The sequence below is a fragment of the Streptomyces bauhiniae genome (assembly GCF_004784475.1).
In the GTDB taxonomy this organism is placed as follows: domain Bacteria; phylum Actinomycetota; class Actinomycetes; order Streptomycetales; family Streptomycetaceae; genus Streptomyces; species Streptomyces seoulensis.
Genome location: NZ_SRRT01000006.1, coordinates 581,118 through 607,171, shown reverse-complemented (window position 1 = coordinate 607,171; position 26,054 = coordinate 581,118). Strand labels below are relative to the sequence as shown.

24 protein-coding genes and 1 pseudogene are annotated in these 26,054 nt (G+C 71.5%); 13 read left to right on the top strand and 12 right to left on the bottom strand.

Translation table 11 applies throughout. The annotated features are described in order from the left end of the window. The first annotated feature begins 13 nt into the window (after positions 1–13). Complete coding sequence (locus E5083_RS22580; protein WP_135787483.1) at positions 14–847, top strand: DUF3109 family protein; 834 nt, start codon at positions 14–16, stop codon at positions 845–847. Here the strand turns inward: E5083_RS22580 and E5083_RS22575 are convergent. After that, positions 844–2,547 (bottom strand): BACON domain-containing protein, encoded by a 1,704-nt coding sequence (locus tag E5083_RS22575; RefSeq protein WP_425276741.1) that lies wholly within the window; start codon positions 2,545–2,547, stop codon positions 844–846. The two genes, E5083_RS22580 and E5083_RS22575, sit on opposite strands and share 4 nt — an antisense overlap. A gap of 244 nt (positions 2,548–2,791) precedes the next feature. On the opposite strand from E5083_RS22575, the gene radA reads away from it, so the two are divergent. Next, entirely contained in the window at positions 2,792–4,201 is a 1,410-nt protein-coding gene (gene radA, locus E5083_RS22570; RefSeq protein WP_135787481.1) for a DNA repair protein RadA, read from the top strand. Between the two features lie 80 nt (positions 4,202–4,281). Beyond that, positions 4,282–5,406, top strand: a complete 1,125-nt coding sequence (disA, locus tag E5083_RS22565) for a DNA integrity scanning diadenylate cyclase DisA (protein ID WP_135787480.1) — start codon at positions 4,282–4,284, stop codon at positions 5,404–5,406. Positions 5,407–5,488: 82 nt separating this feature from the next. On the opposite strand, the gene E5083_RS22560 is transcribed toward disA, so the two are convergent. Next, positions 5,489–6,328 carry a hypothetical protein gene (locus E5083_RS22560; RefSeq protein WP_208754123.1) on the bottom strand — a complete coding sequence of 280 codons (840 nt, stop codon included), beginning with the start codon at positions 6,326–6,328 and terminating at the stop codon, positions 5,489–5,491. Positions 6,329–6,509: 181 nt separating this feature from the next. On the opposite strand from E5083_RS22560, the gene E5083_RS22555 reads away from it, so the two are divergent. The 5 genes from E5083_RS22555 (at position 6,510) to cseC (ending at position 10,925) form a co-directional block, all read left to right on the top strand. Next, complete coding sequence (locus E5083_RS22555) at positions 6,510–7,385, top strand: HhH-GPD family protein (protein ID WP_135787479.1); 876 nt, start codon at positions 6,510–6,512, stop codon at positions 7,383–7,385. 272 nt (positions 7,386–7,657) lie between these two features. Next, the gene (locus E5083_RS22550; RefSeq protein ID WP_031182797.1) at positions 7,658–8,197 is read left to right on the top strand and encodes a SigE family RNA polymerase sigma factor; all 540 of its coding nucleotides are present in this window, start codon (positions 7,658–7,660) and stop codon (positions 8,195–8,197) included. A gap of 41 nt (positions 8,198–8,238) precedes the next feature. Beyond that, a complete protein-coding gene (locus E5083_RS22545) occupies positions 8,239–8,844 on the top strand; it encodes a hypothetical protein (RefSeq protein ID WP_425276740.1) in 606 nt (201 codons plus the stop codon). 36 nt (positions 8,845–8,880) lie between these two features. Continuing rightward, positions 8,881–9,585: a two-component system response regulator CseB gene (gene cseB / locus E5083_RS22540; RefSeq protein ID WP_135787478.1), complete on the top strand. Its 705-nt coding sequence runs from the start codon at positions 8,881–8,883 to the stop codon at positions 9,583–9,585. Positions 9,586–9,593: 8 nt separating this feature from the next. Beyond that, positions 9,594–10,925: a two-component system sensor histidine kinase CseC gene (gene cseC, locus E5083_RS22535; RefSeq protein WP_135787477.1), complete on the top strand. Its 1,332-nt coding sequence runs from the start codon at positions 9,594–9,596 to the stop codon at positions 10,923–10,925. A gap of 579 nt (positions 10,926–11,504) precedes the next feature. Here the strand turns inward: cseC and E5083_RS22530 are convergent. After that, complete coding sequence (locus E5083_RS22530) at positions 11,505–13,097, bottom strand: MDR family MFS transporter (protein ID WP_135787476.1); 1,593 nt, start codon at positions 13,095–13,097, stop codon at positions 11,505–11,507. A gap of 122 nt (positions 13,098–13,219) precedes the next feature. Here E5083_RS22530 and E5083_RS22525 point away from each other — a divergent pair, with 122 nt between their 5' ends. Beyond that, positions 13,220–13,819 carry a TetR/AcrR family transcriptional regulator gene (locus tag E5083_RS22525; protein WP_135787475.1) on the top strand — a complete coding sequence of 200 codons (600 nt, stop codon included), beginning with the start codon at positions 13,220–13,222 and terminating at the stop codon, positions 13,817–13,819. A 66-nt stretch (positions 13,820–13,885) separates the two neighbouring features. Here E5083_RS22525 and E5083_RS22520 read toward each other — a convergent pair whose 3' ends face one another. Then, complete coding sequence (locus E5083_RS22520; protein WP_135787474.1) at positions 13,886–14,431, bottom strand: M23 family metallopeptidase; 546 nt, start codon at positions 14,429–14,431, stop codon at positions 13,886–13,888. 440 nt (positions 14,432–14,871) lie between these two features. Here E5083_RS22520 and E5083_RS22515 point away from each other — a divergent pair, with 440 nt between their 5' ends. The 3 genes and pseudogenes from E5083_RS22515 (at position 14,872) to E5083_RS31825 (ending at position 17,979) form a co-directional block, all read left to right on the top strand. Further along, positions 14,872–15,486, top strand: a complete 615-nt coding sequence (locus E5083_RS22515) for an HAD family acid phosphatase (RefSeq protein ID WP_135787473.1) — start codon at positions 14,872–14,874, stop codon at positions 15,484–15,486. A 236-nt stretch (positions 15,487–15,722) separates the two neighbouring features. Next, positions 15,723–17,278 (top strand): annotated as a pseudogene (locus tag E5083_RS31835) (NACHT N-terminal Helical domain 1-containing protein); the annotation flags it as partial. Positions 17,279–17,721: 443 nt separating this feature from the next. Further along, positions 17,722–17,979 (top strand): hypothetical protein, encoded by a 258-nt coding sequence (locus E5083_RS31825; RefSeq protein WP_244317614.1) that lies wholly within the window; start codon positions 17,722–17,724, stop codon positions 17,977–17,979. A gap of 65 nt (positions 17,980–18,044) precedes the next feature. On the opposite strand, the gene E5083_RS22500 is transcribed toward E5083_RS31825, so the two are convergent. After that, positions 18,045–20,567: an ATP-dependent Clp protease ATP-binding subunit gene (locus tag E5083_RS22500; protein ID WP_135787471.1), complete on the bottom strand. Its 2,523-nt coding sequence runs from the start codon at positions 20,565–20,567 to the stop codon at positions 18,045–18,047. A 430-nt stretch (positions 20,568–20,997) separates the two neighbouring features. Here E5083_RS22500 and E5083_RS22490 point away from each other — a divergent pair, with 430 nt between their 5' ends. Further along, positions 20,998–21,663 (top strand): SCO3374 family protein, encoded by a 666-nt coding sequence (locus E5083_RS22490; protein WP_244317613.1) that lies wholly within the window; start codon positions 20,998–21,000, stop codon positions 21,661–21,663. Here E5083_RS22490 and E5083_RS22485 read toward each other — a convergent pair. The 7 genes from E5083_RS22485 to nadC all read right to left on the bottom strand — a co-directional run bounded on the left by E5083_RS22485 (position 21,642) and on the right by nadC (position 26,028). Continuing rightward, entirely contained in the window at positions 21,642–21,977 is a 336-nt protein-coding gene (locus tag E5083_RS22485) for a histone-like nucleoid-structuring protein Lsr2 (RefSeq protein ID WP_130338348.1), read from the bottom strand. The genes E5083_RS22490 and E5083_RS22485 overlap by 22 nt on opposite strands. A 204-nt stretch (positions 21,978–22,181) precedes the next feature. Then, on the bottom strand, positions 22,182–22,715 hold the full coding sequence (locus tag E5083_RS22480) for an amino-acid N-acetyltransferase (protein WP_030811231.1): 534 nt from the start codon (positions 22,713–22,715) through the stop codon (positions 22,182–22,184). Between the two features lie 9 nt (positions 22,716–22,724). Next, the gene (locus E5083_RS22475; RefSeq protein WP_078858492.1) at positions 22,725–23,120 is read right to left on the bottom strand and encodes a BlaI/MecI/CopY family transcriptional regulator; all 396 of its coding nucleotides are present in this window, start codon (positions 23,118–23,120) and stop codon (positions 22,725–22,727) included. Positions 23,121–23,185: 65 nt separating this feature from the next. Further along, positions 23,186–23,362, bottom strand: coding sequence for a hypothetical protein (locus E5083_RS31270; protein WP_167513602.1), 177 nt, complete (start codon positions 23,360–23,362; stop codon positions 23,186–23,188). Between the two features lie 85 nt (positions 23,363–23,447). Continuing rightward, positions 23,448–24,107 carry a hypothetical protein gene (locus E5083_RS22470; RefSeq protein ID WP_135787547.1) on the bottom strand — a complete coding sequence of 220 codons (660 nt, stop codon included), beginning with the start codon at positions 24,105–24,107 and terminating at the stop codon, positions 23,448–23,450. Between the two features lie 137 nt (positions 24,108–24,244). Beyond that, positions 24,245–25,042, bottom strand: a complete 798-nt coding sequence (locus tag E5083_RS22465; RefSeq protein ID WP_135787470.1) for a type III pantothenate kinase — start codon at positions 25,040–25,042, stop codon at positions 24,245–24,247. 5 nt (positions 25,043–25,047) lie between these two features. Beyond that, a complete protein-coding gene (gene nadC, locus E5083_RS22460) occupies positions 25,048–26,028 on the bottom strand; it encodes a carboxylating nicotinate-nucleotide diphosphorylase (RefSeq protein WP_030811240.1) in 981 nt (326 codons plus the stop codon). Positions 26,029–26,054: the final 26 nt, after the last annotated feature.

Below are 26,054 nucleotides of genomic sequence, written 5' to 3'. Positions count from 1 at the left end.
TTACCCTGGACGGGTGCCAAAGACGAAAAAGGCAAAGGTCAACAAGGCCGCCAAGCCTGACAAGCCGACCAAGTCGCGCAAAGCCGACAAGGCCCTCAAGGACGACGAGAAGGGCCTCGACTTCGCGCGCGCGTGGGTGGAGTTCCCCGACCCCGCCGACGACGAGCAGATTTTCCGCTGCGACCTGACCTGGCTGACCTCCCGCTGGACCTGCATCTTCGGCCAGGGCTGCCAGGGCATCCAGGCCGGCCGCGCGGCCGACGGCTGCTGCACGCTGGGCGCGCACTTCTCCGACGAGGACGACGAGAAGCGGGTCGCGGAGCACGTGGCCCGGCTCACCCCGGAGATCTGGCAGCACCACGACGAGGGGCTGGCGGGCGGCTGGGTCTCGGAGGACGAGGAGGGTTCGCGGCAGACGCGTCCCTTCGAGGGCTCGTGCATCTTCCAGAACCGGCCCGGCTTCGCGGGCGGCGCGGGCTGCTCGCTGCACATCCTGGCGCTCAAGGAGGGCCGGGAGCCGCTGGAGACCAAGCCGGACGTGTGCTGGCAGCTACCGATCCGCCGCACCTACGACTGGATCGACCGCCCCGACGACACCCGCGTCCTGCAGGTGTCCATCGGCGAGTACGACCGGCGCGGCTGGGGCCCCGGCGGCCACGACCTGCACTGGTGGTGCACCTCGGCCACCTCGGCGCACGGCGCGGGCGACCCGGTCTACGTCTCCTACCGGGCCGAGCTGACCGAGCTGATGGGCAAGGCGGGCTACGACCGCCTGGTCGAGCTGTGCGAGCAGCGGCTGGCGTCGCAGTTGCCGCTGGTGGCTCCGCACCCGGCGGACCCGGCCTAACCGTCGGTGGGACTCGGGGTGTCCTCGTCGTCGCCCGGCGGCGGGGACGAGTCCGGCGGGTGGGAAGAGGGTGACGAGGGCGGATCGGACGGCTCGGGGTCCGGGCTCGGAGAGGTGCTGGACGGCGGCGGGGACTGACTCGGCGGGCTGGAAGAAGAGGGCGGAGCGGTCGGCGTCGTCGGGTCCGGGCTGGGCTGCGGGCGGGACGGCGTCGGGGCCGGGCCGTTGCCGTCGATGGTGACGACCGCGCCGGCCGGGGCGACGGCCACGCGGGCCCGCCAGTGGCCCGAAGGCTCGCGCAGATGGTCGACGTACACCTTGACCGTGACCGAGTCGCCCGGATCGAGGGTGCCCGCCGACCGGCTCAGATAGAGCCAGGGCGCGGAGGTGGTCGCGGACCAGCGCACCGGGGTGTCGCCGGAGGCGCTGAGGGTGATCAGCGTGGTGTCGCCGTGGTGGGCGGCAGCGACCGCGAGCCGGCCGGCGTCCTTCTCCCCGGCGCCGTTGACGCTGACGACCTCCACGGAGACGTCCGACTTGCCCTTCTCGGCGGGCCGGGTGCCGGGCTTCACGCTGGCGTTGCCCGCGTTCTGGTAGCCGCCCGCCGGGTCGCCGCCGAGCGCGCCGGGGCCGTCCGCCTCGCGGGCGGCGCCGGGGCTGTCGTCGCCGCCGAGGGTGGGGGCGCCCCGGTAGGCGGCCCACAGGGCGAGCACGGGGGCGGCGACCACGGTGGCGACGACGGTCGTGGTGACGGCACGCGAACGGAGCTTGTCCCGGCGGGCCGCGCGGTCCTTGGGGTCCATCGGGAAGCCGCGCCGGTCGAAGCGCGGCACGGCGGCGGACCGGGCGCGCGGTGGGTGGGCGAGCGCGGAGCGCAGGGCGGCGCGGGGCGCGGGCAGCACGGGCAGCTCGGCGGGGGTGACCGCGGCGCCGGGCCAGCGGCCGGGGACGGCGCGCTCGGCGGTACGGCGGCAGCGCGGGCAGTCGTCGACGTGCCGGACCAGCTCACGGCGCAGGGCCGCGCTGAGCATCAACTGGCTGTCGCCGGTGAGGTGGGCCACGCTCGGGCAGCCCCCGGTCTCCACCACGGCGAGGGCGGCGCGGGTGCGTTCGACCTCGCAGGCGGCGGAGGCCAGCAGTTCGCGGGCGGCGGCGGGCTCCAGCCCGAGCACGGCGGCGACCTCGGGGGCGGTGAGCTTGTGCCGGACGGCCAGCTCCAGCGCCTCGCGCTGCTCGGGCGTGGTCCCGGCCGCCTCCGGCCAGGCCAGCAGGGCGAGTTCGCGGCGGCGCAGCTCCAGCACCTCGGCGGGCGGCGCGGGTTCGGGCGCCGGAGCGCCCTGGGCGGGGCGGCCGGCGGCGTGGGTGGCCTGGCGTTTGCGGCGGGCCTCGGCGAGGCCGCGCAGACAGGCCCAGCGGGCCAGCGCGTACAGCCAGGCCCGGCGGTCGCCGGGGGTCTGCGGGTCGCGGCGGCCGCGCCGCTCGGCGATGACGAGGACCTCGCCCAGGGCGGCGGTGGCCGCGTCGTGGTCGCACAGCACCGACAGGCAGTAGGTGAACAGGCCGTCCAGATACGCCTCATGGCGCGACGACGCCCGCTGGGCGATGTTCCGCGCCGCGGATCGGTCGCGCGCCTCCCGGTGCGCCCGTTGCGCCCGGTGTGCGCCGGTGGTGCGGGTCGTGGTCTCCGGAGTGCTGCTCATCACCTGTGCGACCGTAGGCGTCGGCGGAGTGCCCCTACTTGCACCTTGAGCACTTTTAATCCGTACGGGTGAAACGATCCCTCATAAGGGGACACCGGCCTCCGGGGAGCGGGCGCGAACCCGGTGGACGGCATCCGGAACCATTCACTCCGCGTGCGCCCCGATGCCCCGGCGTGCGCCCCGCTCGCGCGCCCTCCGAGGCCGGGCGGCGGGCGTTGTCAGTGGCGGGGGCTACGGTTTCCGCATGGCCACCCGTACCAAGTCCGCCAAGGAGCGTCCGTCCTACCGCTGCACCGAGTGCGGCTGGCAGACGGCCAAGTGGCTCGGCCGCTGCCCCGAGTGCCAGGCGTGGGGCACGGTCGAGGAGTACGGCGCGCCCGCGGTCCGTACGACGGCGCCGGGCCGCGTCACCAGCTCCGCCCTGCCCATCGGCCAGGTCGACGGCCGCCAGGCCACCGCCCGCTCCACCGGCGTCCCCGAGCTGGACCGGGTGCTCGGCGGCGGACTCGTACCCGGCGCGGTGGTTCTGCTCGCGGGCGAGCCGGGCGTCGGCAAGTCCACGCTGCTGCTCGACGTGGCGGCCAAGTCGGCGAGCGAGGAGCACAAGACCCTCTATGTCACCGGCGAGGAGTCCGCGAGCCAGGTGCGGATGCGCGCCGACCGCATCAAGGCCCTGGACGACCACCTCTATCTCGCCGCCGAGACCGATCTGGCCGCCGTTCTGGGCCACTTGGACGCGGTCAAGCCCTCCCTGCTGATCCTGGACTCGGTGCAGACCGTCGCCTCCCCCGAGATCGACGGCGCCCCCGGTGGCATGGCCCAGGTCCGCGAGGTGGCCGGCGCCCTGATCCGCGCCTCCAAGGAGCGCGGCATGTCCACCCTGCTGGTGGGCCATGTCACCAAGGACGGCGCCATCGCGGGCCCCCGCCTGCTGGAGCATCTGGTCGACGTGGTCCTGAGCTTCGAGGGCGACCGGCACGCCCGCCTCCGCCTGGTCCGCGGCGTGAAGAACCGGTACGGGGCGACGGACGAGGTCGGCTGCTTCGAGCTGCACGACGAGGGCATCACCGGCCTCGCCGACCCCAGCGGCCTCTTCCTCACCCGGCGCGCCGAGCCGGTGCCCGGCACCTGTCTGACCGTGACCCTGGAGGGGCGCCGCCCGCTGGTGGCCGAGGTGCAGGCGCTCACCGTGGACTCCCAGATCCCCTCCCCCCGCCGCACCACTTCCGGCCTGGAGACCTCCCGCGTCTCGATGATGCTGGCGGTGCTGGAGCAGCGCGGCCGGATCAGCGCGCTCGGCAAGCGGGACATCTACTCCGCGACCGTCGGCGGGGTGAAGCTGTCCGAGCCCGCCGCCGACCTGGCCATCGCGCTGGCGCTCGCCTCGGCGGCCAGCGACACCCCGCTCCCGAAGAACCTGGTCGCCATCGGTGAGGTGGGTCTCGCCGGCGAGGTCAGACGCGTCACAGGCGTGCAGCGCAGGCTCGCCGAGGCGGCCCGGCTGGGCTTCACGCACGCGCTCGTACCGGGCGATCCGGGCAAGGTCCCGGCCGGGATGAAGGTCGTGGAGGTGGCCGACATGGGGGACGCGCTGCGGGTGCTGCCCCGCTCCCGTCGCCGAGAGGCCCCGCGGGAGACGGAGGACCGCCGGTAGACTTTGCGCAGGTCTCGCCCGTCCGTGCGAAACGCGTGCCGTGACGGAAGCGCGTCAGAACCTGCGACCGGAGGAGTGCAGTGGCAGCCAACGACCGGGCAGCAGCTCCCGGAAAGTCCGGTGGGAGTGCCGGTGCCGATGGCCTGATGCGCGCCTCGCTGAGCGCCGTTGCCCCGGGCACGGCCCTGCGCGACGGTCTGGAGCGGGTCCTGCGCGGCAACACCGGCGGCCTGATCCTGCTGGGCTGGGACAAGACGGTCGAGGCGATGTGCACCGGCGGTTTCGTGCTGGACGTGGAGTTCACCGCGACCCGGCTGCGCGAGCTGTGCAAGCTGGACGGCGGCATCGTCCTCTCCTCGGACCTGTCGAAGATCCTGCGCGCCGGCGTCCAGCTCGTCCCGGACCCCACGATCCCCACCGAGGAGACCGGCACCCGGCACCGCACCGCCGACCGCGTCTCCAAGCAGGTCGGCTTCCCCGTGGTCTCGGTGTCCCAGTCGATGCGGCTGATCGCGCTGTACGTCGACGGGCAGCGCCGGGTCCTGGAGGACTCGGCGGCGATCCTCTCCCGCGCGAACCAGGCGCTGGCCACGCTGGAGCGGTACAAGCTCCGCCTGGACGAGGTCGCGGGCACGCTGTCCGCGCTGGAGATCGAGGACCTGGTGACGGTCCGGGACGTCTCCGCGGTGGCGCAGCGGCTGGAGATGGTCCGGCGCATCGCCACCGAGATCGCGGAGTACGTGGTCGAGCTGGGTACGGACGGGCGGCTGCTGGCGCTCCAGCTCGAGGAGCTGATCGCGGGGGTCGAGCCGGACCGTGAGCTGGTCGTGCGGGACTACGTGCCCGAGCCGACGGCGAAGCGGTCGCGGACGGTGGAGGAGGCGTTGTTCGAGCTGGACGCGCTGAGCCATGCGGAGCTGCTCGAACTGGGGACTGTGGCGCGGGGGTTGGGGTACACCGCGTCTCCCGAGTCTCTGGACTCGGCGGTTTCGCCTCGTGGGTTCCGGTTGCTGGCGAAGGTTCCCCGGCTGCCGGGGGCGATCATCGATCGGCTGGTGGAGCACTTCGGGGGTCTGCAGAAGTTGCTCGCTGCCAGCGTGGATGATCTGCAGGCTGTTGACGGGGTGGGGGAGGCTCGGGCTCGTAGCGTGCGGGAGGGGCTTTCGCGGCTTGCCGAGTCTTCCATTCTGGAGCGGTACGTCTAGTTTTCGGGTGCGGGTGCGTGGGGGCTGGTCGCGCAGTTCCCCGCGCCCCTAAAAACTCACAGCTCGACCGGCATCCCAGCCTCTAGTCCGCCGACAGGACGAACGACGTCTGGGTCTTGGCGAAGCCCGATGCCTTGGCCTCCAACAGGTATGTGCCCGGCTTCGCCTTGCCGGCCGGCGGGGTCGCGCACTTGGCGGCGCTCGGGTGGCGGTCCCACTTGACCGTGTAGGTGATGCTCTCCTCGGCCGGGACGCGGAAGACCAGGCTCTTGGTGCCCTTGGGGCAGTCGTCGGAGGACCAGTAGGGGTCGTCGCCGTCGGCCGGGGTGATCGCGAGGATCGTGTGCTCGGGGCCGAGGTCGACCTTGCAGTCGCCGGACGAGCTGTTGCGGACGGTGAGTTCGAAGGTGGGGGTCTCGTCCGGCGAGAAGGAGTTGTGCTTGCTGCGCAGGCTCACCGTGACCTTGCCCGGCGCGCACACCGGGAGCGGGGAGGACGCGGCCAGCGCGTCGCCCGCGCCGACACTGCCGCCGCCCGTGCCGGACGCCGAGCCCGAACCGCCCGTACCTGAGCCGGAGTCACCGTCACCGGAGCCGTCCGAACCGGAGCCGTCGCCCGACCCGTCACCCGAGCCGGAGCCGTCGCCGGAACCGCCGTCACCGGAGCCGCCACCGCCCGACTCGTCGCGTCCGCCGGGGTGTTGGCTGATCGCGGGGCCCGAGGACGTGGGGCCCGGCGTGATCGTGGAGGCGGGATTCTTGCCGTCGGGCCCGTTGGCACCGTTCTTGCCTCCCCCGCCGCCCGACACGACGATCCAGGTGACCACGAGCGCCAACAGGGCGATCACGGACACGATGACGACCCTCCGTCGCCAGTAGATGGAGGAGGGAAGCGGCCCGACCGGATTGCGCAGAGATCCCACGCGGGAACTCTACGAGAGATCATGCCCACGACTCGCGTCCCCCGCCGCCCTCTCATCAACTTTTCCGGATCATCATCCCGGTAACTTCCCTCGCGCACCGGCATCTTGTGCCGAGCGCGACGCTCCGTGCACGGGCGGTGACCCACGCGGTCCGCGTGCGGCGTGGCAGGATCGGAAGGCCATGACTGAGAAGCTTCACGCCCCCGTGATCGACTGGTTCGACTCCCACGCCCGCGACCTCCCCTGGCGCCGCCCGGAAGCGGGGCCCTGGGGCGTGATGGTCAGTGAGTTCATGCTCCAGCAGACCCCGGTCAGCCGGGTGCTGCCGGTCTACGAGCAGTGGCTCGCCCGCTGGCCCCGCCCCGCCGACCTGGCCAAGGAGCCGCCCGGCGAGGCGGTGCGCGCCTGGGGCCGGCTCGGCTACCCGCGCCGCGCGCTCCGGCTGCACGGCGCGGCCGTCGCCATAACGGAGCGGCACGGCGGGGACGTACCCACCGACCACGCCCAACTGTTGGCGCTGCCCGGCATCGGGGAGTACACGGCCGCCGCCGTGGCCTCGTTCGCCTACGGGCAGCGGCACCCGGTGCTGGACACCAATGTGCGCCGGGTCTTCGCGCGTGCGGTGACCGGCGTGCGCTACCCGCCGAACGCCACCACGGCCGCCGAGCGCCGGCTCGCCCGTGAGCTGCTGCCCGAGGAGGACGACACCGCCGCGCGCTGGGCGGCTGCCTCCATGGAGCTGGGCGCGCTGGTGTGCACGGCGAAGAACGAGGAGTGCCACCGCTGCCCGATCGCCGCGCAGTGCGCCTGGCGGCTCGCGGGCAAGCCGGAGCACGAGGGTCCGCCCCGGCGCGGGCAGACCTACGCCGGCACCGACCGCCAGGTGCGCGGGAAGCTGCTCGCGGTGCTGCGGGACGCGCATGTCCCGGTGCCGCAGACGGCGCTGGACCGGGTGTGGCACGAGCCGGTGCAGCGGGCCCGCGCGCTCGACGGCCTCGTCACGGACGGTCTGGTGGAGCCGCTGCCCGGCGGGATGTACCGGCTGCCGCTCGGCTGACCCACAGGAAGGTCACAGCCACCGGCCGTCCGTCACGGCCTGACCACCCCAACAAAGCACCACATAAAGGGAAATAACGGGCGCTTTCCTTACCCCCGGCTCACGGCTGTTACACAACCGACGGACAGCCGAGTGCCGGCCGCAGGCTTCCTCGGACAACCCCGTGACAACCGCTCCGTAGCTTCGTTCCGTGCCCGGCGGACCACCGGGCCGGTGGGAAGAAGGCCCCGGCGTGGACCGGGGCGACGGGGAACACGGAAGGCGGTCGGGACATGGCGCAGGGCGAGGTGCTCGAGTTCGAGGAGTACGTACGGACCCGGCAGGACGCGCTGCTGCGCAGTGCCCGCCGTCTGGTGCCGGACCCGGTGGACGCGCAGGACCTGCTCCAGACCGCGCTGGCCCGCACCTACGGCCGCTGGGACGGCATCGCCGACAAGCGGCTGGCCGACGCCTATCTGCGCCGCGTCATGATCAACACCCGTACGGAGTGGTGGCGGGCGCGCAAGCTGGAGGAGGTGCCGACCGAGCAGCTCCCCGAGGGCCCGGTCGCGGACTCCACCGAGCAGTACGCCGACCGCGCGCTGCTGATGGACATCCTGAAGGTGCTCGCTCCCAAGCAGCGCAGTGTCGTGGTCCTGCGACACTGGGAGCAGATGTCCACGGAAGAGACGGCCGCGGCCCTCGGCATGTCCGCGGGCACGGTCAAGAGCACGCTGCACCGGGCGCTCGCCCGCCTCCGCGAGGAGCTGGAGGCCCGCGACCTCGATGCACGCGCGCTGGAGCGTGAGGAGCGGGAGCGTTGCGCGGCCTGATCCAAACGAGAGGCCCCAGACGTGTCCGAGGCGTACGCGCGGTGATCCTGGCGGTGGCCGGGATCGCCGCCGTCGGCATGTCCGCGACCGCCTGCGGCGCCGGGGGCACCGGCGCGCGGGACGAGGGCCCGGCGCACGCCTCCGCCGTGGCCGGCGCGGCGCCCGCCTCCCCCTCCTCCAGTCCGGCGGCCGGCTACCACCGTGTGAACGCGGTGAGCCTGCTGAAGCGGGACCCGGCGGTCTCGGCGGCCGTCAAGCACGAGCTGAAGCCGTGCGGCAGCGGCGACGACTATCCGGTGGACGTCTCCTACGGCGACCTGACCGACTCGGACCGTTCCGACGTCGTGGTCAACGTGCTGACCTGCGCCGACGCGGTCGGGATCGGCGCGTATGTGTACCGGGAGAGCGGGGGCTCGTACCGGAACGTGTTCAAGACCGAGGAGTCGCCGGTCTACGCGGAGATCGACCAGGGCGCGCTGACCGTGACCAAGCAGGTGTACAGCCGGGGGGACCCGATCTCCAGCCCGTCCGGCGAGGACGTCGTCCCCTATACGTGGAAGGCGGGCCGGTTCGTGGCGGGCAAGCCCGTGCACACGGACTACAGCGGGGCGGTGGGCCACGAGCCGAGCCCCGTGCCCGGCGACTGACGCGCCGCCCTACATCACGAGGACTGAGAGCACCGGATGCCAGAGCACACGCACGTCCTGTTCGTCGAGGACGACGACGTCATCCGTGAGGCCACCCAGCTCGCCCTGGAGCGGGACGGCTTCGCGGTCACCGCCATGCCCGACGGGCTGTCCGGGCTCGCGGCGTTCCGCGCCGACCGGCCCGACATCGCGCTGCTGGACGTGATGGTGCCGGGGCTCGACGGGGTCAGCCTGTGCCGCCGCATCCGGGACGAGTCGACGGTGCCGGTGATCATGCTGTCGGCGCGGGCGGACTCCATCGATGTGGTGCTGGGCCTGGAGGCGGGCGCCGACGACTACGTGACCAAGCCGTTCGACGGCGCGGTGCTGGTCGCCCGCATCCGGGCGGTGCTGCGCCGCTTCGGGCACGCCGGGCACTCGGCCGGTGCCGGGGCCGACGGTCCGGCGGACAGTGACGGGGTGCTGACCTTCGGCGAGCTGGAGGTGGACACCGAGGGCATGGAGGTGCGGCGGGCCGGGGTGCCGGTGGCGCTCACCCCGACCGAGATGCGGCTGCTGCTGGAGTTCTCCGGCGCGCCGGGCACCGTGCTCTCCCGCGACAAGCTGCTGGAGCGGGTCTGGGACTACGGCTGGGGCGGGGACACCCGCGTGGTCGACGTCCATGTGCAGCGGCTGCGGCAGAAGATCGGCCAGGACCGGATCGAGACGGTCCGCGGCTTCGGCTACAAGCTGCGGGGCTGAGGGCGGTCATGCGGAGTCTCTTCGGACGTCCGGTGCGGCGGGTGGCGGGCGTCGGCCTGCGCACCGGTCTGCGGTGGAAGCTGAGCGCGGCCATCGCGCTCGTCGCGGGTCTGGTGGCCATCGCGCTGAGCCTGGTCGTGCACAACGCGGCGCGGGTCTCCATGCTGGACAACGCCCGTGACCTGGCGAACCAGCGGGTCCAGCTCGCCCAGCGCAACTATGAACTCGCGGGGCGGCCCAACTTCCCCAGCATCAAGATCGACGACCCCGCCCTCCCGGCCGAGCTGCGGGCCAAGGTGGAGGAGGGGCGCCGGGCCAGTTACGTCAGCGACACGGGCAGCGGCGAGCCGGACATCTGGGCGGCGGTGCCGGTCAAGAACGGGCATGTGCTCTCGCTGCACGGCGCCTTCCCGGACAAGTCCGCGGACGTGCTGGCCGACCTCGACCAGGCGCTGCTCATCGGCTCCATCGCGGTGGTCCTCGGCGGCAGCGCGCTCGGCGTGGTGATCGGCGGCCAGCTCTCCCGGCGCCTGCGCAAGGCCGCCGTCGCCGCGAACCAACTGGCGACCGGCGAGACCGACGTACGGGTACGGGAGGCCATCGGCGGGGTCGTACGGGACGAGGCCGACGACCTGGCCCGCGCGGTGGACGCCATGGCGGACGCGCTGCGGCAGCGGCTGGAGGCGGAGCGGCGGGTCACGGCCGACATCGCGCACGAGCTGCGTACGCCGGTGACCGGGCTGCTCACGGCCGCCGAGCTGCTGCCGCCCGGCCGGCCCACGGAGCTGGTGCTGGACCGGGCCAAGGCGATGCGCACGCTGGTGGAGGACGTGCTGGAGGTGGCCCGGCTGGACGGGGCCTCCGAGCGGGCCGAGCTGCAGGACATCATGCTGGGCGAGTTCGTCGCCCGGCGCGTGGCCGCGAAGGACCCGGAGATCGCGGTACGGGTGGTGCACGAGTCCGAGGTCACCACCGACCCGCGCCGACTGGAGCGGGTGCTGCTCAACCTGCTGACCAACGCCGCCCGGCACGGCGAGCCGCCCATCGAGGTGACCGTCGAGGGCCGGGTGATCCGGATACGCGACCACGGCCCCGGCTTCCCCGAGGCTCTCCTCGCCGAGGGCCCGCTCCGCTTCCGTACCGGCAGCGAGGACCGCGCCGGCCAGGGCCACGGCCTCGGCCTCACCATCGCCGCCGGCCAGGCCCGCGTCCTCGGCGCCCGCCTCACCTTCCGCAACATCCACCCCCACGGCGAGGGCGCGATAGCCGTCCTCTGGCTCCCGGAACACGCCCCTACAGCCACGGGCAGCTACACGGTCCCCCCGACCCTGCGGGGCTGAACGCCTCCCGGCGGGGGCGCGACGCGGAGACACGCGGGCCCCGCCGGACCGGCGAAGCGCGCGGGTCGCCAGACAGACCGCAGGGTCGGAGACCAATGTCCCCGGGGCCGAGGGCCCGGAGGCAGGGGCCGAGGGCCGGGGGGCCGCAAGGCCGGAGACCGGGAGCGGCAAGACCCGGACCGGGGGCCGGGGACCGGAAAGCCCGGAGCCGCAAAGCGGGGGACCGGGAGCCGCAAGGCCGGAGGCCGGAGGCCGGAGGCCGGAGGCCGGAGGCCGGAGGCCGGAGGCCGGTGACCGGGGGCCGGGGGCCGGAGGCCGGTGGCCGTGGGCCGGAGGCCGGTGGCCGTGGGCCGGAGGCCGGTGACCGGGGGCCGGGGGCCGGAGGCCGGTGGCCATGGGCCGGAGGCCGGTGGCCGTGGGCGTGGGCCGCAAGGCAGGAGACCGGAAGCGGCGAGACCCGGAGCCGGAGGCCGTGGGCCGGCAGCCCTTCCGCCGTTCCCGGTGCGGCCGCCCAGGCCCCGGCGGATCGCCGAAGGCCCCCCGACCGATGGTCGGGGGGCCTTCGTGGGGTCGGGGCGGTCAGACCGCTTCGATCGCCGGGGCCGGGATCGCGTCCGTGGGGTCGGTGGACGGCTTCGCGGGGCCGCCGCGGAGGGGGACCTCCTTGACGAAGACGGCCGCGACGAGGACGACGACGGCGATGGCGGAGCCGAGGAGGAAGGCGGAGTGGGTGCCCGCGGACACCGCGTGCTGGTACGCCTCCCGTGCCGCGGCCGGCAGCTTGGCCAGGCTGGCCGCGTCGAGCTGGGCGGACTTCTCGGTGATGCCCTTGCCCAGCGCACCGGCGCGCTCGGTCATCACGTCCTGCACCCGGTTGTTGAACAGGGCGCCCATGACGGCCACACCGAACGAGGAGCCGAGCGTACGGAACAGGGTGGCGGAGGAGGACGCGACGCCCATGTCCTTCATTTCCACGCTGTTCTGCGCGACCAGCATGGTCACCTGCATCAGGCAGCCCATGCCCGCGCCGACCACGGCCATGTAGATACCGGAGGTCAGCCGGGTGGTGTCGGTGTCCATCGTGGACATCAGGTACAGCCCGACGATCATCAGCACCCCGCCGGCCACCGGGAAGACCTTGTAGCGGCCGCTGTTCGTGGTGACCCGGCCCGCGACCATCGAGGTCACCAGCATCGCGCCGAGCATCGGCAGGAGCAGCAGCCCGGAGTTGGTGGCGGAGGCACCCTGCACGGCCTGCTGGTACAGCGGCAGGAAGAGCGTCGCGCCGAACATCACGAAGCCGGTGACGAAGCCGATGAGGGACATCAGGGTGAAGTTCAGGCTCTTGAAGATGTGCAGCGGCAGCACCGGCTCGGCGGCCTTGGTCTGCCAGAACACGAACCCGACCAGCGAGACCACGCCGAGGGCGGTCAGCTCCATGATCCGCGCGGAGGTCCAGGCGTACTCGGTACCGCCCCACGTGGTGACCAGCACGATCGCGGTGATGCCGACGGTCAGCAGGACCACGCCGAGGTAGTCGATGCCCGCCTTGGCCCGCTTCTTCGGCAGGTGCAGCACCGCCGAAACCAGCGCCAGCGCGACCGCGCCGAGCGGCAGGTTGATGTAGAAGGTCCAGCGCCAGCCCCAGTTGTCGGTGATGGTGCCACCGACCAGCGGGCCGCCGATCATCGCCAGCGCCATGACGCCGGCCATCATGCCCTGGTACTTGCCCCGCTCACGCGGCGGAATCAGGTCGCCGATGATCGCCATGACGCCGACCATCAGACCACCGGCGCCCAGACCCTGGACGGCCCGGAACGCGATCAGCTCGCCCATCCCCTGGGCCATACCGCTCAGCGCGGAGCCGATCAGGAAGATCACGATCGAGCCGAGGAAGGCGCCCTTGCGCCCGTACATGTCACCGATCTTGCCCCAGACCGGGGTCGAGGCCGCGGTGGCGAGGGTGTACCCCGTCACGACCCAGGACAGGTGCTCGAGCCCGCCCAGTTCGCCCACGATGGTGGGCATCGCGGTGCCCACGATCATGTTGTCCAGCATCGCCAGCATCATGGCGATCATGAGCGCGAGCAGAACCACTCGTACGCTCTTCGGCTGCTTCTCCGGCTGCTCGGGCTCCGCCTGGCCCGCCTTGGCCGTCTGCGTGTCCGCCATTTCTCCCACTCCCCCTGGCGACTGCTACTTACTTGTCGCCCGGCTAGTTCACTACACTGGAAGGTAGCCTGCTACTAGCCGGGCGTCAAGTAAGTTTCCGCGGGAGCGGGAGGAGTACGAGGATGGGCGACACCATGGACGGCACCAAGCACCAGCGCCGCGGGAACACCCGCCAGCGCATCCAGGACGTCGCGCTCAAGCTTTTCGCGGAACAGGGCTACGAGAAGACCTCGCTGCGCGAGATCGCGGAGCACCTCGATGTCACCAAGGCGGCTCTGTACTACCACTTCAAGACGAAGGAAGAGATCATCGTCAGCCTCTTCGAGGACCTGACGCAGCCGATCGAGGACCTGATCGAGTGGGGCCGCAGCCAGCCGCACACCTTGGAGACCAAGCAGGAGATCGTACGGCGCTACAGCGCGGCGCTGGCCGGGGCGCAGCCGCTCTTCCGGTTCATGCAGGAGAACCAGGCGACGGTGCGGGAGCTGCGCATCGGTGACACGTTCAAGGAACGCATGAAGGGCCTCAAGGAGATCATCATCGATCCCGAGGCCGAGATGGTGGACCAGGTCCGCTCGATCAGCGCGCTGTTCACCCTGCACGCCGGCATGTTCGTGCTGGCGGACCTGGAAGGCGACCCCGAGAAGAAGCGCGAAGCGGTTCTCGAAGTCGCCGTGGATCTGGTGACGCAGGCGCACGAGGGCGCCCGCGGCAGGAGGTAGTCCGGACATCCGTGGTCCGGACTACCGGCGGTGGCCGGTGAGGGCCGGGGGGCGGTCGCCCAGGGCTCAGACGTGGACGCCGTGAGCCTTCAGGAAGGTGACCGGGTTGACGGCCGAGCCGTAGTTCGGCGTCTTGCGGATCTCGAAGTGCAGGTGCGGGCCGGTGGAGTTACCGGTGCTGCCCGACAGGGCTATGTGCTGGCCGGTCTTGACGACCTGGCCGACCTTGACGTCGACACGGGACAGGTGGGCGTACTGCGAGTACAGACCGTTGCCGTGCTTGATGACGACGGCGTTGCCGTACGCGGGGCCGTCACCGGCGCCGTTCGGGCCGGCCTTGACGACGGTGCCGCCGTGGGCCGCGAGGACCTCGGTGCCGGTGGGCACCGCGAAGTCCTGACCGCTGTGCTTGTGCGCCCAGTGGCTGCCGCCCTGGTCGAAGCTGGCGGAGAGGGTGTACTTCTTCACCGGGTCGACCCAGGAGGTCGCGGAGGCGGAGGCGGCGCTGGCAACCCCGCCACCCAGCACGGCCGCGCCACCGACAGCGGCGGCCAGGACGGCCACGCGAGTGCGGAGCGCGGACGTACGGACAGACGTGGAACGCTTGAACATCGATACCTCGTGAACTCGGAGACAGAGAGCCACCCGGCGTACGGATGTTTCACCGGTGCCGGGCGGGACTCCACATTGGTAACCCCTCACCCCATCCGGGTTCAAAGAGCCCATCTACGGCCCGAGGTAGTAGAAGTGTCTTAAATCGGTCATCTCTTGACAGGCCGGGCGCCACGGCCGGACCAGGCGGTACGGCCTGCCGATATCACTCAGGGTTTCGACGTGTACGTCTGGGTTTGCCCTGGTTTGGAATACCACTATCCCGGCTAGTACCGGACATTTCGCCTGTGCGGCATGTCACCGGCGGCCCCCGTCCGGGGCCCTATAAATGTGACGCGCGCCTCTAGCAACCTACCGTCCGGTAACCCTACGGTTCCCCTCGCGCCACCCGCTCCGCAGAGCATGCACTGCACCGTACGGACGCGAGAGGACCCCTCTTCATGACCAGACGCCCCTTGGCGCGCCGGATGGCCGCCGTCGCCGTCTCCACCGCCGCGCTGACCGCGCTCGCCGCCCCCGCCGAGGCCGCCACCCCGGCCCCCACCGCAGCCGCCGTCGACTACGCCACCTGGCAGCAGGACTGCGGGCGGGTGATGGACGAGGCCCTCCCCTACATCCAGAGCCGCGCGGCCACCGGTTCCGGTTCCGGTTCCGGTGAGAAGCAGGCCATCGTCCTGGACGTGGACAACACGACCCTGGAGACCGACTTCGGCTTCCAGTTCCCCCAGCCCGCCAACCGCCCGGTGCTGAAGGTCGCCCAGTACGCCCAGGACCACGGCGTCGCCCTGATCTTCGTCACCGCCCGCCCCGGCCTCCTGCACTGGCCCACGTCCTACAACCTCGAACACGACGGCTACCGCGTCACCGACCTCCGGGTGCGCGGCCTCGTCGACCTCTTCAAGGACGTCGCCGCCTACAAGACCGCCCAGCGGGCCGACATCGAACGCCAGGGCTACACGATCATCGCCAACATCGGCAACAGCGCGTCCGACCTGAGCGGCGGACACGCGGAGCGGACCTTCAAACTCCCGGACTATGACGGGCAGTTGTCCTGACCTGACCCGATATCCCTGGCTAGGGCCTGTCGTTTGGATCAGGGCGGCCGAGAGTGACTGCGCCTCTTGGCCGACCCGAGCGAGGCGTGGTGCGTGCAGATGCAAGGCGGAGGAGGGCGTCAACGCGGAGCGTTGGCAACCGACGACAACGCCGCAGATGTGCGTGCCACGCCCTGCGACGCCGGCATGATCCAAACGACAGGCCCTAGGCTCCATCCCGAAGACGGGGGTGACGGATGGAGCCGACAGCCATCGGCGGCAAGGTGGCCTCGGGGCTGCTGACCTCGCTGCTGAAGAAGGTCTTCCCGGCGGACGGGCCCGGCGCCGGGCTGGTCCCGAAGCCCGTACGGCTGGGCGGCCGGGTCTCCCTCGGCGGGGAGAAACGGCACCTGAGCGAACGGGAGCTGCGCCGGCTCGCCACGCATCTGGTGGACGAGGCGCTGGACACACCCGGCGAGCCGCCCTTCGCCCGCGACGAGCGGACGGCGGTCACCGACGCGCTGACCCGTCGGCTGCTCGCGCTCGGCGAGATCGACATGGACGCGGTGCAGTCGGTGGGGCTCGATGAGCGGGGGCTTGCGGGTCAACTGGTTGGGACAGCTTGCCGACTTGACGGTCTCTCCGGTGACGCTGAGCTGTTTCTGGATCGGGCCACCGAGTGGGCCTGCGGCCAGATCCTCGAGTTCTTCAGCCGCCGCTCCACCTTCCTGGCGCGGACCGTCGTGGAACAGAGTCGCGCGCAGGCCCGTACGGCCGCCGGGGTCGAGGAGTTGCTGGTGCGGACCCGCAGGCCCGACACCCTCGACCGCGACTTCGAGACGCGCTACCTGGCCCACCTGGCGAAGAAGCACGGCCGGCTCACGATCTACGGCATCGATCTCACCAATTCGCCGGGGCGCTGGCCGCTGGACGCCGCGTATCTGAGCCTGGAGGCGGTACGGCACGACAGTGAGCCCCTTAGCTCGGCCTTCGGCACCGCCCCCGCCAAGCCGGTCCGCGTACCGGCCGACGAGGCGCTGGCCGGGCACGACCGGGTACTGCTGCGGGGCGTCGCGGGCTCGGGCAAGACCACGCTGGTCCAGTGGCTCGCGGTGTCGGCGGCGAGCGGGGCGACCGGGCGGGTGCCGTTCGTCCTCCCCCTGCGCACGCTCACCCGGCACGGCGAGCAACTCCCCTCCCCCGCACGATTCCTGACGGCCGTAGGCTGCCCGCTGGACGGGGCTCAGCCGGAGGGCTGGGAGTACCGGGTACTGGCTTCGGGGCGGGGGCTGGTGCTGATCGACGGGCTGGACGAGGTGCCGGAACGCGAGAGGGAGAGGGCCCGCGGCTGACTGCCGCCTGGCCACCAACCCCTTGATGCGCGGCCCGATTTGCGCCCTCCACCGCGACCGGCGCGGCTATCTCCCGCAGGACCGCAGGGAGTTGCACGAATCTGCCCTGTCCATGCATGGCCGTCCCGGAGCTGAGCGAGGAACCCCAACTCCGGCTCCTGCAAAGGTTGGCGTACTGGCTGATCCGCAACGGCCTCCTTCTCACCTCCTCCCCCGACACCCTCCACTTCGTCCACCGCACCTTTCAGGACTACCTGGGCGCCCACGTGGCCGTAAAGGCAGACGACTTCGGCCTCCTGGCCGAACTACTGGACCTACTGGCATCGCAGTCGGACAAGCGGGCCCACCTACTGGCGATGGCCTGCCTGGAGCACGCGACGGAACTGGACCCTGCGGTCCGCACGCGAGTCCAGAACCTCGCCCGAAGGCTGCTGCCACCCCGCACAGCCGAGGAGGCGAGGGAACCGGCCCTCGCTGGCCCACGCGTGCTGGAACTGCTGCCGGGCCCCGAGGGGCTGTCGGACGAGGAGGCGGAAGCGGTGACCGCCACCGCGGCTCTGGTGGGCACGGACACCGCGGTGCCGCTGCTGGCGCGGTACACCTCGCATCCCTCACGGCGCGTGCGGGGCACTTTGATGCGCGCTTGGGAGTATTTCGATTCCTCCGGATACGCCGAGGAAGTGCTGGCGCATGTGGACTCCGAGGACTTCTACGTCCCCGTTTCCTCTTCGGACGCCTTGGCCGCGCTGCCCCGACTCGGACCCCGGTCACGGCTGACGTTCATCGGAAAGCACCCCCTGCCGGACATCCTGCGAGTGCTGCCGCCGGGCGTACGAAAGATCGGCCTGTCGGAGAATTACCCACTCCAGGATCTACGCCCCCTCACTTCCCTCCGCTGACCGTTATGACCGAACTCCCCGCAGGGCTGCGGAATCTGCCCCGCAATGCCTCCTTGGGCGCACTGCGTCTGGACGCGAACGCCTTGATGGTGAACGGCCTCAGGGGACTGAGCGACTGGCCGACGCTGAAGCAATTGGATCTGCGAGACGGCGTCGAACTCGCCACGCCCCGCCACGGCATCGTCCTGGACGTGAGCGCGTACGCGGAGGACTTCTCAGGCATCGAGGTAATGGCCCCACGCACCCGGGCCTACGCGCTCTGAAAAACACCAAAAGGGGCCGGCGCCAAAGGCACCGGCCCCTTCGGGCTACGCGAACCCCCGGAGGGTTACGCGTCCTTGCTCAGGTTGGGACCGCCGCCAGCCGCCTGCTCGATCGGCGGGGCGTCCGGGAGGGCGGCCTTTTCCTCGCCTCGGAAGGTGAAGGTCTGGTTGTCGCCCTCGCCCTCCGTGTCGACGACCACGATGTGACCGGGACGCAGCTCGCCGAAGAGGATCTTCTCCGAGAGGGTGTCCTCGACCTCGCGCTGGATCGTGCGACGCAGCGGACGCGCACCCAGCACCGGGTCGTAACCCTTCTTGGAGAGCAGCTCCTTGGCGGACTGGGACAGCTCGATGCCCATGTCCCGGTCCTTGAGGCGCTCGTCCACCTTGCTGATCATCAGGTCGACGATCCGGAGGATGTCCGCCTGAGTGAGCTGCGGGAAGACGACCACGTCGTCGACGCGGTTGAGGAACTCGGGACGGAAGTGCTGCTTCAGCTCGTCCGACACCTTGTTCTTCATGCGCTCGTAGTTGGTCTTCGTGTCGCCGGAGGCGGCGAAGCCCAGGTTGAAGCCCTTGGAGATGTCCCGCGTGCCGAGGTTGGTCGTCATGATGATGACCGTGTTCTTGAAGTCCACGACCCGGCCCTGGGAGTCGGTCAGCCGACCGTCCTCCAGGATCTGCAGCAGCGAGTTGAAGATGTCCGGGTGGGCCTTCTCGACCTCGTCGAAGAGGACGACCGAGAACGGCTTGCGCCGCACCTTCTCGGTGAGCTGGCCACCCTCCTCGTAACCCACGTAACCGGGGGGCGAACCGAAGAGCCGCGAGACCGTGTGCTTCTCGCTGAACTCCGACATGTCGAGGGAGATCAGCGCGTCCTCGTCACCGAAGAGGAACTCCGCGAGCGCCTTGGACAGCTCGGTCTTACCGACACCGGACGGACCGGCGAAGATGAACGAGCCACCGGGACGCTTCGGGTCCTTCAGACCGGCACGGGTACGGCGGATCGCCTTGGACAGCGCCTTGACGGCGTCGACCTGGCCGATGACCCGCTTGTGCAGCTCCTCCTCCATGCGGAGCAGGCGGCTGGACTCCTCCTCGGTCAGCTTGAAGACCGGGATGCCCGTGGCGGTGGCGAGGACCTCGGCGATCAGCTCACCGTCGACCTCGGCGACGACGTCCATGTCGCCGGCCTTCCACTCCTTCTCCCGCTTGGCCTTGGCGGCCAGGAGCTGCTTCTCCTTGTCGCGCAGGGAGGCGGCCTTCTCGAAGTCCTGCGAGTCGATCGCGGACTCCTTGTCCCGGCGGACACCGGCGATCTTCTCGTCGAACTCGCGGAGGTCCGGCGGCGCGGTCATCCGGCGGATGCGCATCCGGGAGCCGGCCTCGTCGATCAGGTCGATCGCCTTGTCCGGCAGGAAGCGGTCCGAGATGTACCGGTCGGCCAGGGTGGCGGCCTGGACCAGCGCCTCGTCGGTGATGGAGACGCGGTGGTGCGCCTCGTACCGGTCGCGCAGGCCCTTGAGAATCTCGATCGTGTGCGGCAGCGACGGCTCCGCGACCTGGATGGGCTGGAAGCGGCGCTCGAGAGCCGCGTCCTTCTCCAGGTGCTTGCGGTACTCGTCCAGCGTGGTGGCACCGATGGTCTGGAGCTCACCGCGGGCCAGCATCGGCTTGAGGATGGAGGCGGCGTCGATCGCGCCCTCGGCGGCGCCCGCACCGACCAGCGTGTGCAGCTCGTCGATGAACAGGATGATGTCGCCGCGGGTGCGGATCTCCTTGAGCACCTTCTTCAGGCGCTCCTCGAAGTCACCGCGGTAGCGGGAGCCGGCCACCAGGGCACCGAGGTCCAGGGTGTAGAGGTGCTTGTCCTTGAGGGTCTCGGGCACCTCGCCCTTGACGATGGCCTGGGCGAGGCCCTCGACGACGGCGGTCTTGCCGACGCCGGGCTCACCGATCAGCACCGGGTTGTTCTTCGTACGGCGGGACAGCACCTGCATGACCCGCTCGATCTCCTTCTCGCGCCCGATGACCGGGTCGAGCTTGGTTTCACGAGCGGCCTGGGTGAGGTTCCGGCCGAACTGGTCCAGGACCAGGGAGGTCGAGGGGGTGCCCTCCGCCGGGCCGCCGGCGGTGGCGGTCTCCTTGCCCTGGTAACCCGAGAGCAACTGGATGACCTGCTGGCGCACCCGGTTGAGGTCTGCGCCCAGCTTGACCAGGACCTGGGCGGCGACGCCCTCGCCCTCACGGATCAGGCCGAGCAGGATGTGCTCGGTGCCGATGTAGTTGTGGCCGAGCTGAAGGGCCTCGCGGAGCGAGAGCTCCAGGACCTTCTTGGCACGGGGGGTGAAGGGGATGTGGCCGGACGGGGCCTGCTGGCCCTGACCGATGATCTCCTCCACCTGCTGACGGACCGCCTCAAGCGAAATGCCGAGGCTCTCCAGGGCCTTAGCGGCGACACCTTCACCCTCGTGGATGAGACCCAGGAGGATGTGCTCGGTGCCGATGTAGTTGTGGTTGAGCATCCGGGCTTCTTCCTGAGCCAGGACGACAACCCGCCGCGCGCGGTCGGTGAACCTCTCGAACATCGTTAATCGCTCCTCAGAGCGGTCAGGCAGTGGGGGGAACTTCCCCTCCCTGTCCTTCCGCAGCTTAGTCCCGCAAGCGGGGACCGCTCATTCCAACTGCCGACACCGTCGATGGCCTCCTGACCCCGAACGCCGACATCTGCTCCAACTCGATGGTGCGAGACGATGTTCCCGCAGGCCAGGCAGTTACCCCACTCGCCGTTCCGCCGATGGCGAACGTGAGACGGCCTTTCCTGCGTGTCGCCCCCTCCCACTAGGCATGTCTTACCCGCGGTGACGGGCGGTCCATGCCGCGCGCACCGATTCCCTCCGCTATGGGCGAACAACCTCACGACTCCGGGTGCGCCCATGCGCTCCCCCACGCCGCACAGAACGTGACCGTCCGGACGCTCAGCGTAACTCCGAGGCGCCTTCGACGGTTGCACCTGGCATGGCTGGCTCAATTCCCCCGGCATCCTCCCCGGCGCCTCGCCCGGCGTCACCGGCGCTGCCCTTCCCGCGCCCGAGGCGCCCGCTCGGCCCGGCCCCCGGGGCGGCGGCCCGGCACTGGTACGAGGGCGTGCTGGGCTGGCCGACGGCGCCGGGGGCGCCGCTGCGGCTGGTGACGGGGGTGCGCTTCGACGTGCTGGACGTCCCGGCCGAGGCGGGGGCGGTGGCGCTCAGGCATCTGGCGCCCGCTTCCCCGGTGGCCCTGGCGGGCGGCCGGATGCGGCTGCTGGTGGCCGCGGGCAGCGCGGAGGAGCTGCCCGGGCTGCTCGACTGGCTGGAGTGGGGCGCGCTGGCGCTGGACCTGCGGGCGCTGGGCGCCGGGGGCCTGACCGAGGCGCCGGCGCCGCCCGTGCGGGCCGTGGGCGCGGCGGTGCCGGGGCAGGGCGCCGGGGCCTTGCAGGGGGCCGCCGTATGGCTGCGGCCCCCCGAGCCGGGGCGCGAGGTGGAGGCGTCGCTGCCCGCGCTGCCGTCCTTCGAGGGCGTCACGGGCGCCCCCGATCTCGTACGGCTGGTGGACACCGTGGCAGCGCAGTGCCACCGGGTCCGGCTGCGGCGGGGCGCCGGGCCCCGTTCGCGGGGGCGTGATCAGCCGTTGGCCTTCTCGTAGGCCTCGCGGATGGACGCGGGGACGCGGCCGCGGTCGTTCACGTCGTAGCCGTTCTCCTTGGCCCAGGCGCGGATGGCCGCGGTGTCCTGGTTGCCACCGGAGGCGGCGCGGGCCTTGCCGCGGCCACCGGAGGAACGGCCACCGGTGCGCCGGCCGCCCTTCACATACGCGTCGAGAAGGCCGCGCAGCTTGTCCGCATTGGCGGTCGTGAGGTCGATCTCGTACGTCTTGCCGTCCAACGCGAACGTCACGGTCTCGTCAGCCTCGCCGCCGTCGAGGTCGTCGACAAGAAGGACCTGAACCTTCTGTGCCACCGGATTTCCTTTCATCGAAAACGTGAGGGCGGGGAGGTCCCGCGGCGTACGCCGTTTAGCCGCCCCTGTTATATGCAGTGCAGCAGTACGCCGGAAAGCAAACCGCTTTTGCCGGAAAAACACAAACCCTCGGGGAGAGACCCCACGCCCTCTCGCGTCCGGAAACGTGCGCGTTTCGGACATAGGGCACCGGGGCATTGGCGATCACAGATGCAGAAGCATCCGGCTGTTGCCCAAGGTGTTGGGTTTCACTCGTTCGAGACCGAGGAACTCCGCGACGCCCTCGTCATAGGAGCGCAACAGCTCCGCGTACACATCGGTGTCGACCGGTGTCTCACCGATCTCCACGAAGCCGTGCTTGGTGAAGAAGTCGACTTCGAAGGTCAGACAGAAAACCCGGCGAACACCGAGCCGGCGCGCGGTGTCGAGCAACTTCCCCAGCAGCCGGTGGCCCACTCCGGCGCCCTTGAGGGCCGGGTTCACCGCGAGAGTGCGGACTTCCGCGAGGTCTTCCCACATGACGTGCAAGGCGCCGCAGCCGACGACCTCGGCGTTGTCGTCGCGTTCCGCGACCCAGAACTCCTGGATGTCCTCGTAAAGGGTGACCGTGGCTTTGTCGAGCAGGATGCGGTCGCGCGAGTAGGCGTCGAGGAGTCGGCGGACAGCGGGAACATCGCTGGTCCGGGCGCGCCGGACGGTGATGGCATTCGCGGAGACTTCGGGGCTCTTCGCTGACATGGGCGGACGCTATCGCCCGCCGGTCTCCTCCGCCGAACCGGGGTTCTCGCGCGTTTGCGGCCCTTGGACGATACGGATGGCGTCGCTGAGGGCCTGGCGCTGTTCCTCGCTCATCATCCCGAAGAAGGCGACGAGAGCGGCGGCGGGGTTGTCGCTCTGCGACCAGGCGTCGTTCATGAGGGCGGCCGCGTAGGCGGCTCTGGTGGAGACGGCCTCATATCGATAGGCGCGCCCTTCCGCCTCACGGCGGACCCAGCCCTTCTGATGAAGATTGTCCAAAACCGTCATGACGGTGGTGTACGCGATCGAGCGTTCCTGCTGGATGTCTTCCAGGACTTCCCGGACGGTCACCGGGCGGTTCCACTTCCACACCCGTGACATGACGGCGTCTTCGAGATCTCCCAAGGGGCGAGGCACAAAACAAATAATAGTGGGAGATCCGGTCAAACCGGCGCCGACGTGCGGGTGGCTCAGGCGTCGCCGTGGGCGGCCTGGCGGGCGTTCTCCGCGCGCGCGAGGGCGGCGTCGACGGCCGCGTCCTCCTTGCCCTTGGCCGCTCCGCCCTGGGACTTCACGATCACCCGGACCACCCCGATGAAGAGGGCGGCCATGACGAAGGGGGGCACCAGCGCGGAGACGTAGTCCATGGCTCCAGAGTAGCCAGGCGGGGCGGCCCGGCCGGGGCGGGGTGGGCCTTATGTCCTCCCCGCCCCATAGGGCCGGTCAGCCGGGTCAGCCCGCGGCGAGGTGGCGGGGGCGGTCCTGTCCGGCGGGCGGGGACTGCGGTTTGCGGCGCGGGAAGACCTCGCCGGGGGTGGGGACGGGGCGCTTCGGGGCGGCCGGTGCGGCGGGGCGCTCGCCGGGGCGCGGGGCGGGGGGCCGGGCGGGCTCCTCGGCGGGCTTCTGAGCGGCTTCCCCGGACTCGTCGGCCCCGGTGGGCCCGGAGCCCTCCGCGCCGCCCGTAAGGGCCAGCAGACGGGCGCGGGAGGGCGGTGCGGCGGGCGCGGGGACGGTGGGCGCGCCGGTGGCGAAGCGGGCGCGGACGCTGCGCTCGACCAGGCCCTGGCAGTGGGCCAGCAGGGCGGCGGCCACCGGGTTGCCGCGCAGGGCGCGCAGGGCGGCGAGGTCGTCCGGGGCGGGCCGGTGCCCGGCGCCGAGCGCCTCCTGGAGCAGGGCGAGGTAGCCGGCCGCGGTGCCGGGCAGGGCGGCTCGGTAGCGGCCCAGGTCGGCCAGGAGGAAGGCGCGCAGGCGAGCCGCTTCGTCCAGGGCCTCGTCGACCGAGTCGGCGAGGCGGAAGCAGTCCTGCACGTCCTCGGCGGAGGCCGTGCCGGGGTGGAGGGCGAGGGCGAGGGCGCGGCGGAGCACACGCAGCTCCTCCGCGCCGAACGCCATGCCGCCGCGAGTTCCGTATGGCGTGGGCATGCGGCGACGCTACCGCTAATCGGACAAAAGTTACGGAATGGGACGCTTTGTCACGCGTGTCGGACCCAGGGTTCCCCCGCCCGGCCCTGAGTCCCACGCGGGCCCGGCTACCTGCGCGGCACGTTGCGCTCGTAGACCAGGCGCAGACCGATCAGGGTGAGCCAGGGCTGGTGCTCGTCGATCACCGAGGACTCCCCCAGCACCATCGGCGCCAGACCGCCGGTGGCGATCACGGTGACGTCGTCGGGATCGGCGGCCAGCTCGCGCGCCATCCGGCCGACCACGCCGTCCACCTGGCCGGCGAAGCCGTAGACGATGCCGGACTGCATGGCCTCGACGGTGCTCTTGCCGATCACGTTGCGCGGGCGGGCCACCTCGATCTTGCGGAGCTGCGCGGCCTTGACGCCGAGGGCCTCCACCGAGATCTCGATGCCGGGCGCGATGACCCCGCCGACGTACTCCCCGCGCGCGGAGATCGCGTCGAAGGTGGTCGCGGTGCCGAAGTCGACCACGATCGCCGGGCCGCCGTACAGCTCGTTGGCGGCGACCGTGTTGATGATGCGGTCGGCGCCGACCTCCTTGGGGTTGTCGAACTGCACCGGCACCCCGGTCTTGACGCCGGGCTCGACCAGCACCGCGGGCACGTCGCCGTAGTAGCGCCGGGTGACCTCGCGCAGTTCGTGCAGCACCGAGGGCACGGTGGCGCAGATGGCGATGCCGGAGATGCCGTCGCCCAGTTCCTCGCCGAGCAGCGGGTGCGTGCCCATCAGGCCCTGGAGCAGCACCGCCAGCTCGTCGGCCGTGCGGCGCGGGTCGGTGGACACGCGCCAGTGCTCGACGATGTCCTCGCCGTCGAAGAGACCGAGGACGGTGTGGGTGTTGCCGACGTCGATCGTGAGCAGCATCCGCCTCACTCCGCCGGGCGCAGGTCCAGGCCGATGTCGAGCACCGGCGAGGAGTGGGTGAGGGCGCCGACGGCCAGGAAGTCCACGCCGGTGTCGGCGTAGGCGCGGGCGTTCTCCAGGGTGAGCCGCCCGGACGCCTCCAGCTCGGCGCGGCCGGCCGTGAGGGTGACGGCCTCGGCGCACTCGCCTGGGGTGAAGTTGTCCAGCAGGATCAGGTCGGCGCCCGCCTCGACGGCCTCGTGGAGCTGGTGCAGGGTGTCGACCTCGACCTCCACGGGGAGGTCCGGGAAGGTCTCCCGCACGGCCTTGAACGCCTCGGCCACACCGCCGGCGGCGAGGACGTGGTTGTCCTTGACCAGGGCGGCGTCGGAGAGCGACATGCGGTGGTTGACGCCGCCGCCGCAGCGCACCGCGTACTTCTCCAGCGAGCGCAGGCCGGGGGTGGTCTTGCGGGTGTCGCGCACGCGCGTGCGGCTGCCCTCCAGCACGTCGGCCCACGCGCGCGTGGCGGACGCGATGCCGGACATGCGGCCCAGGATGTTCAGGGCGCTGCGCTCGGCGGTGAGCAGGTCGCGGGTGCGGGTGGTGACCGACAGCAGGCGCTGGCCGGCTTCGATCAGGTCGCCGTCCTCGACGTGCCGCTCGACCTCGAACTCGTCCTCGCAGACCACGGAGAGCACGGCCTCGGCGACCCGGAGGCCCGCGACCACGCCGGCCTCGCGGGCGACGAAGTCGGCGGTGGCCACCGCGTCCTCGGGGATGGTCGCCACGGTGGTCACGTCGACGCCGCCGGCCAGGTCCTCCTGGACGGTGACGTTGGCGATGTCCTCGATCTCGACGGGGTCGAGCCCGGCCTCGGCCAGCAGCGCGGCCAGCGCGGGGTCGAGACCGCACTCCAGTTGCTCTTCGCCCTCCTCGTCCGCGCCACAGGCGCAGCCGTCGCCGCAGCCGCCGGTCGGGGCGAGGGGAAGGTCGTCGGTGCTCACGTTCGTCACTGCTCCTGGGGAGGCGG

What these genes read in the sequence shown, in the direction of transcription:
- E5083_RS22575 (WP_425276741.1), bottom strand. Translation starts at nt 2,547, where the DNA reads ATGAGCAGCACTCCGGAGACCACGACCCGCACCACCGGCGCACACCGG.
- radA (WP_135787481.1), top strand. Translation starts at nt 2,792, where the DNA reads ATGGCCACCCGTACCAAGTCCGCCAAGGAGCGTCCGTCCTACCGCTGC.
- E5083_RS22555 (WP_135787479.1), top strand. Translation starts at nt 6,510, where the DNA reads ATGACTGAGAAGCTTCACGCCCCCGTGATCGACTGGTTCGACTCCCAC.
- E5083_RS22550 (WP_031182797.1), top strand. Translation starts at nt 7,658, where the DNA reads ATGGCGCAGGGCGAGGTGCTCGAGTTCGAGGAGTACGTACGGACCCGG.
- cseB (WP_135787478.1), top strand. Translation starts at nt 8,881, where the DNA reads ATGCCAGAGCACACGCACGTCCTGTTCGTCGAGGACGACGACGTCATC.
- cseC (WP_135787477.1), top strand. Translation starts at nt 9,594, where the DNA reads ATGCGGAGTCTCTTCGGACGTCCGGTGCGGCGGGTGGCGGGCGTCGGC.
- E5083_RS22530 (WP_135787476.1), bottom strand. Translation starts at nt 13,097, where the DNA reads ATGGCGGACACGCAGACGGCCAAGGCGGGCCAGGCGGAGCCCGAGCAG.
- E5083_RS22525 (WP_135787475.1), top strand. Translation starts at nt 13,220, where the DNA reads ATGGGCGACACCATGGACGGCACCAAGCACCAGCGCCGCGGGAACACC.
- E5083_RS22520 (WP_135787474.1), bottom strand. Translation starts at nt 14,431, where the DNA reads ATGTTCAAGCGTTCCACGTCTGTCCGTACGTCCGCGCTCCGCACTCGC.
- E5083_RS22515 (WP_135787473.1), top strand. Translation starts at nt 14,872, where the DNA reads ATGACCAGACGCCCCTTGGCGCGCCGGATGGCCGCCGTCGCCGTCTCC.
- E5083_RS31825 (WP_244317614.1), top strand. Translation starts at nt 17,722, where the DNA reads ATGACCGAACTCCCCGCAGGGCTGCGGAATCTGCCCCGCAATGCCTCC.
- E5083_RS22500 (WP_135787471.1), bottom strand. Translation starts at nt 20,567, where the DNA reads ATGTTCGAGAGGTTCACCGACCGCGCGCGGCGGGTTGTCGTCCTGGCT.
- E5083_RS22490 (WP_244317613.1), top strand. Translation starts at nt 20,998, where the DNA reads ATGGCTGGCTCAATTCCCCCGGCATCCTCCCCGGCGCCTCGCCCGGCG.
- E5083_RS22480 (WP_030811231.1), bottom strand. Translation starts at nt 22,715, where the DNA reads ATGTCAGCGAAGAGCCCCGAAGTCTCCGCGAATGCCATCACCGTCCGG.
- E5083_RS31270 (WP_167513602.1), bottom strand. Translation starts at nt 23,362, where the DNA reads ATGGACTACGTCTCCGCGCTGGTGCCCCCCTTCGTCATGGCCGCCCTC.
- E5083_RS22470 (WP_135787547.1), bottom strand. Translation starts at nt 24,107, where the DNA reads ATGGCGTTCGGCGCGGAGGAGCTGCGTGTGCTCCGCCGCGCCCTCGCC.
- E5083_RS22465 (WP_135787470.1), bottom strand. Translation starts at nt 25,042, where the DNA reads ATGCTGCTCACGATCGACGTCGGCAACACCCACACCGTCCTCGGTCTC.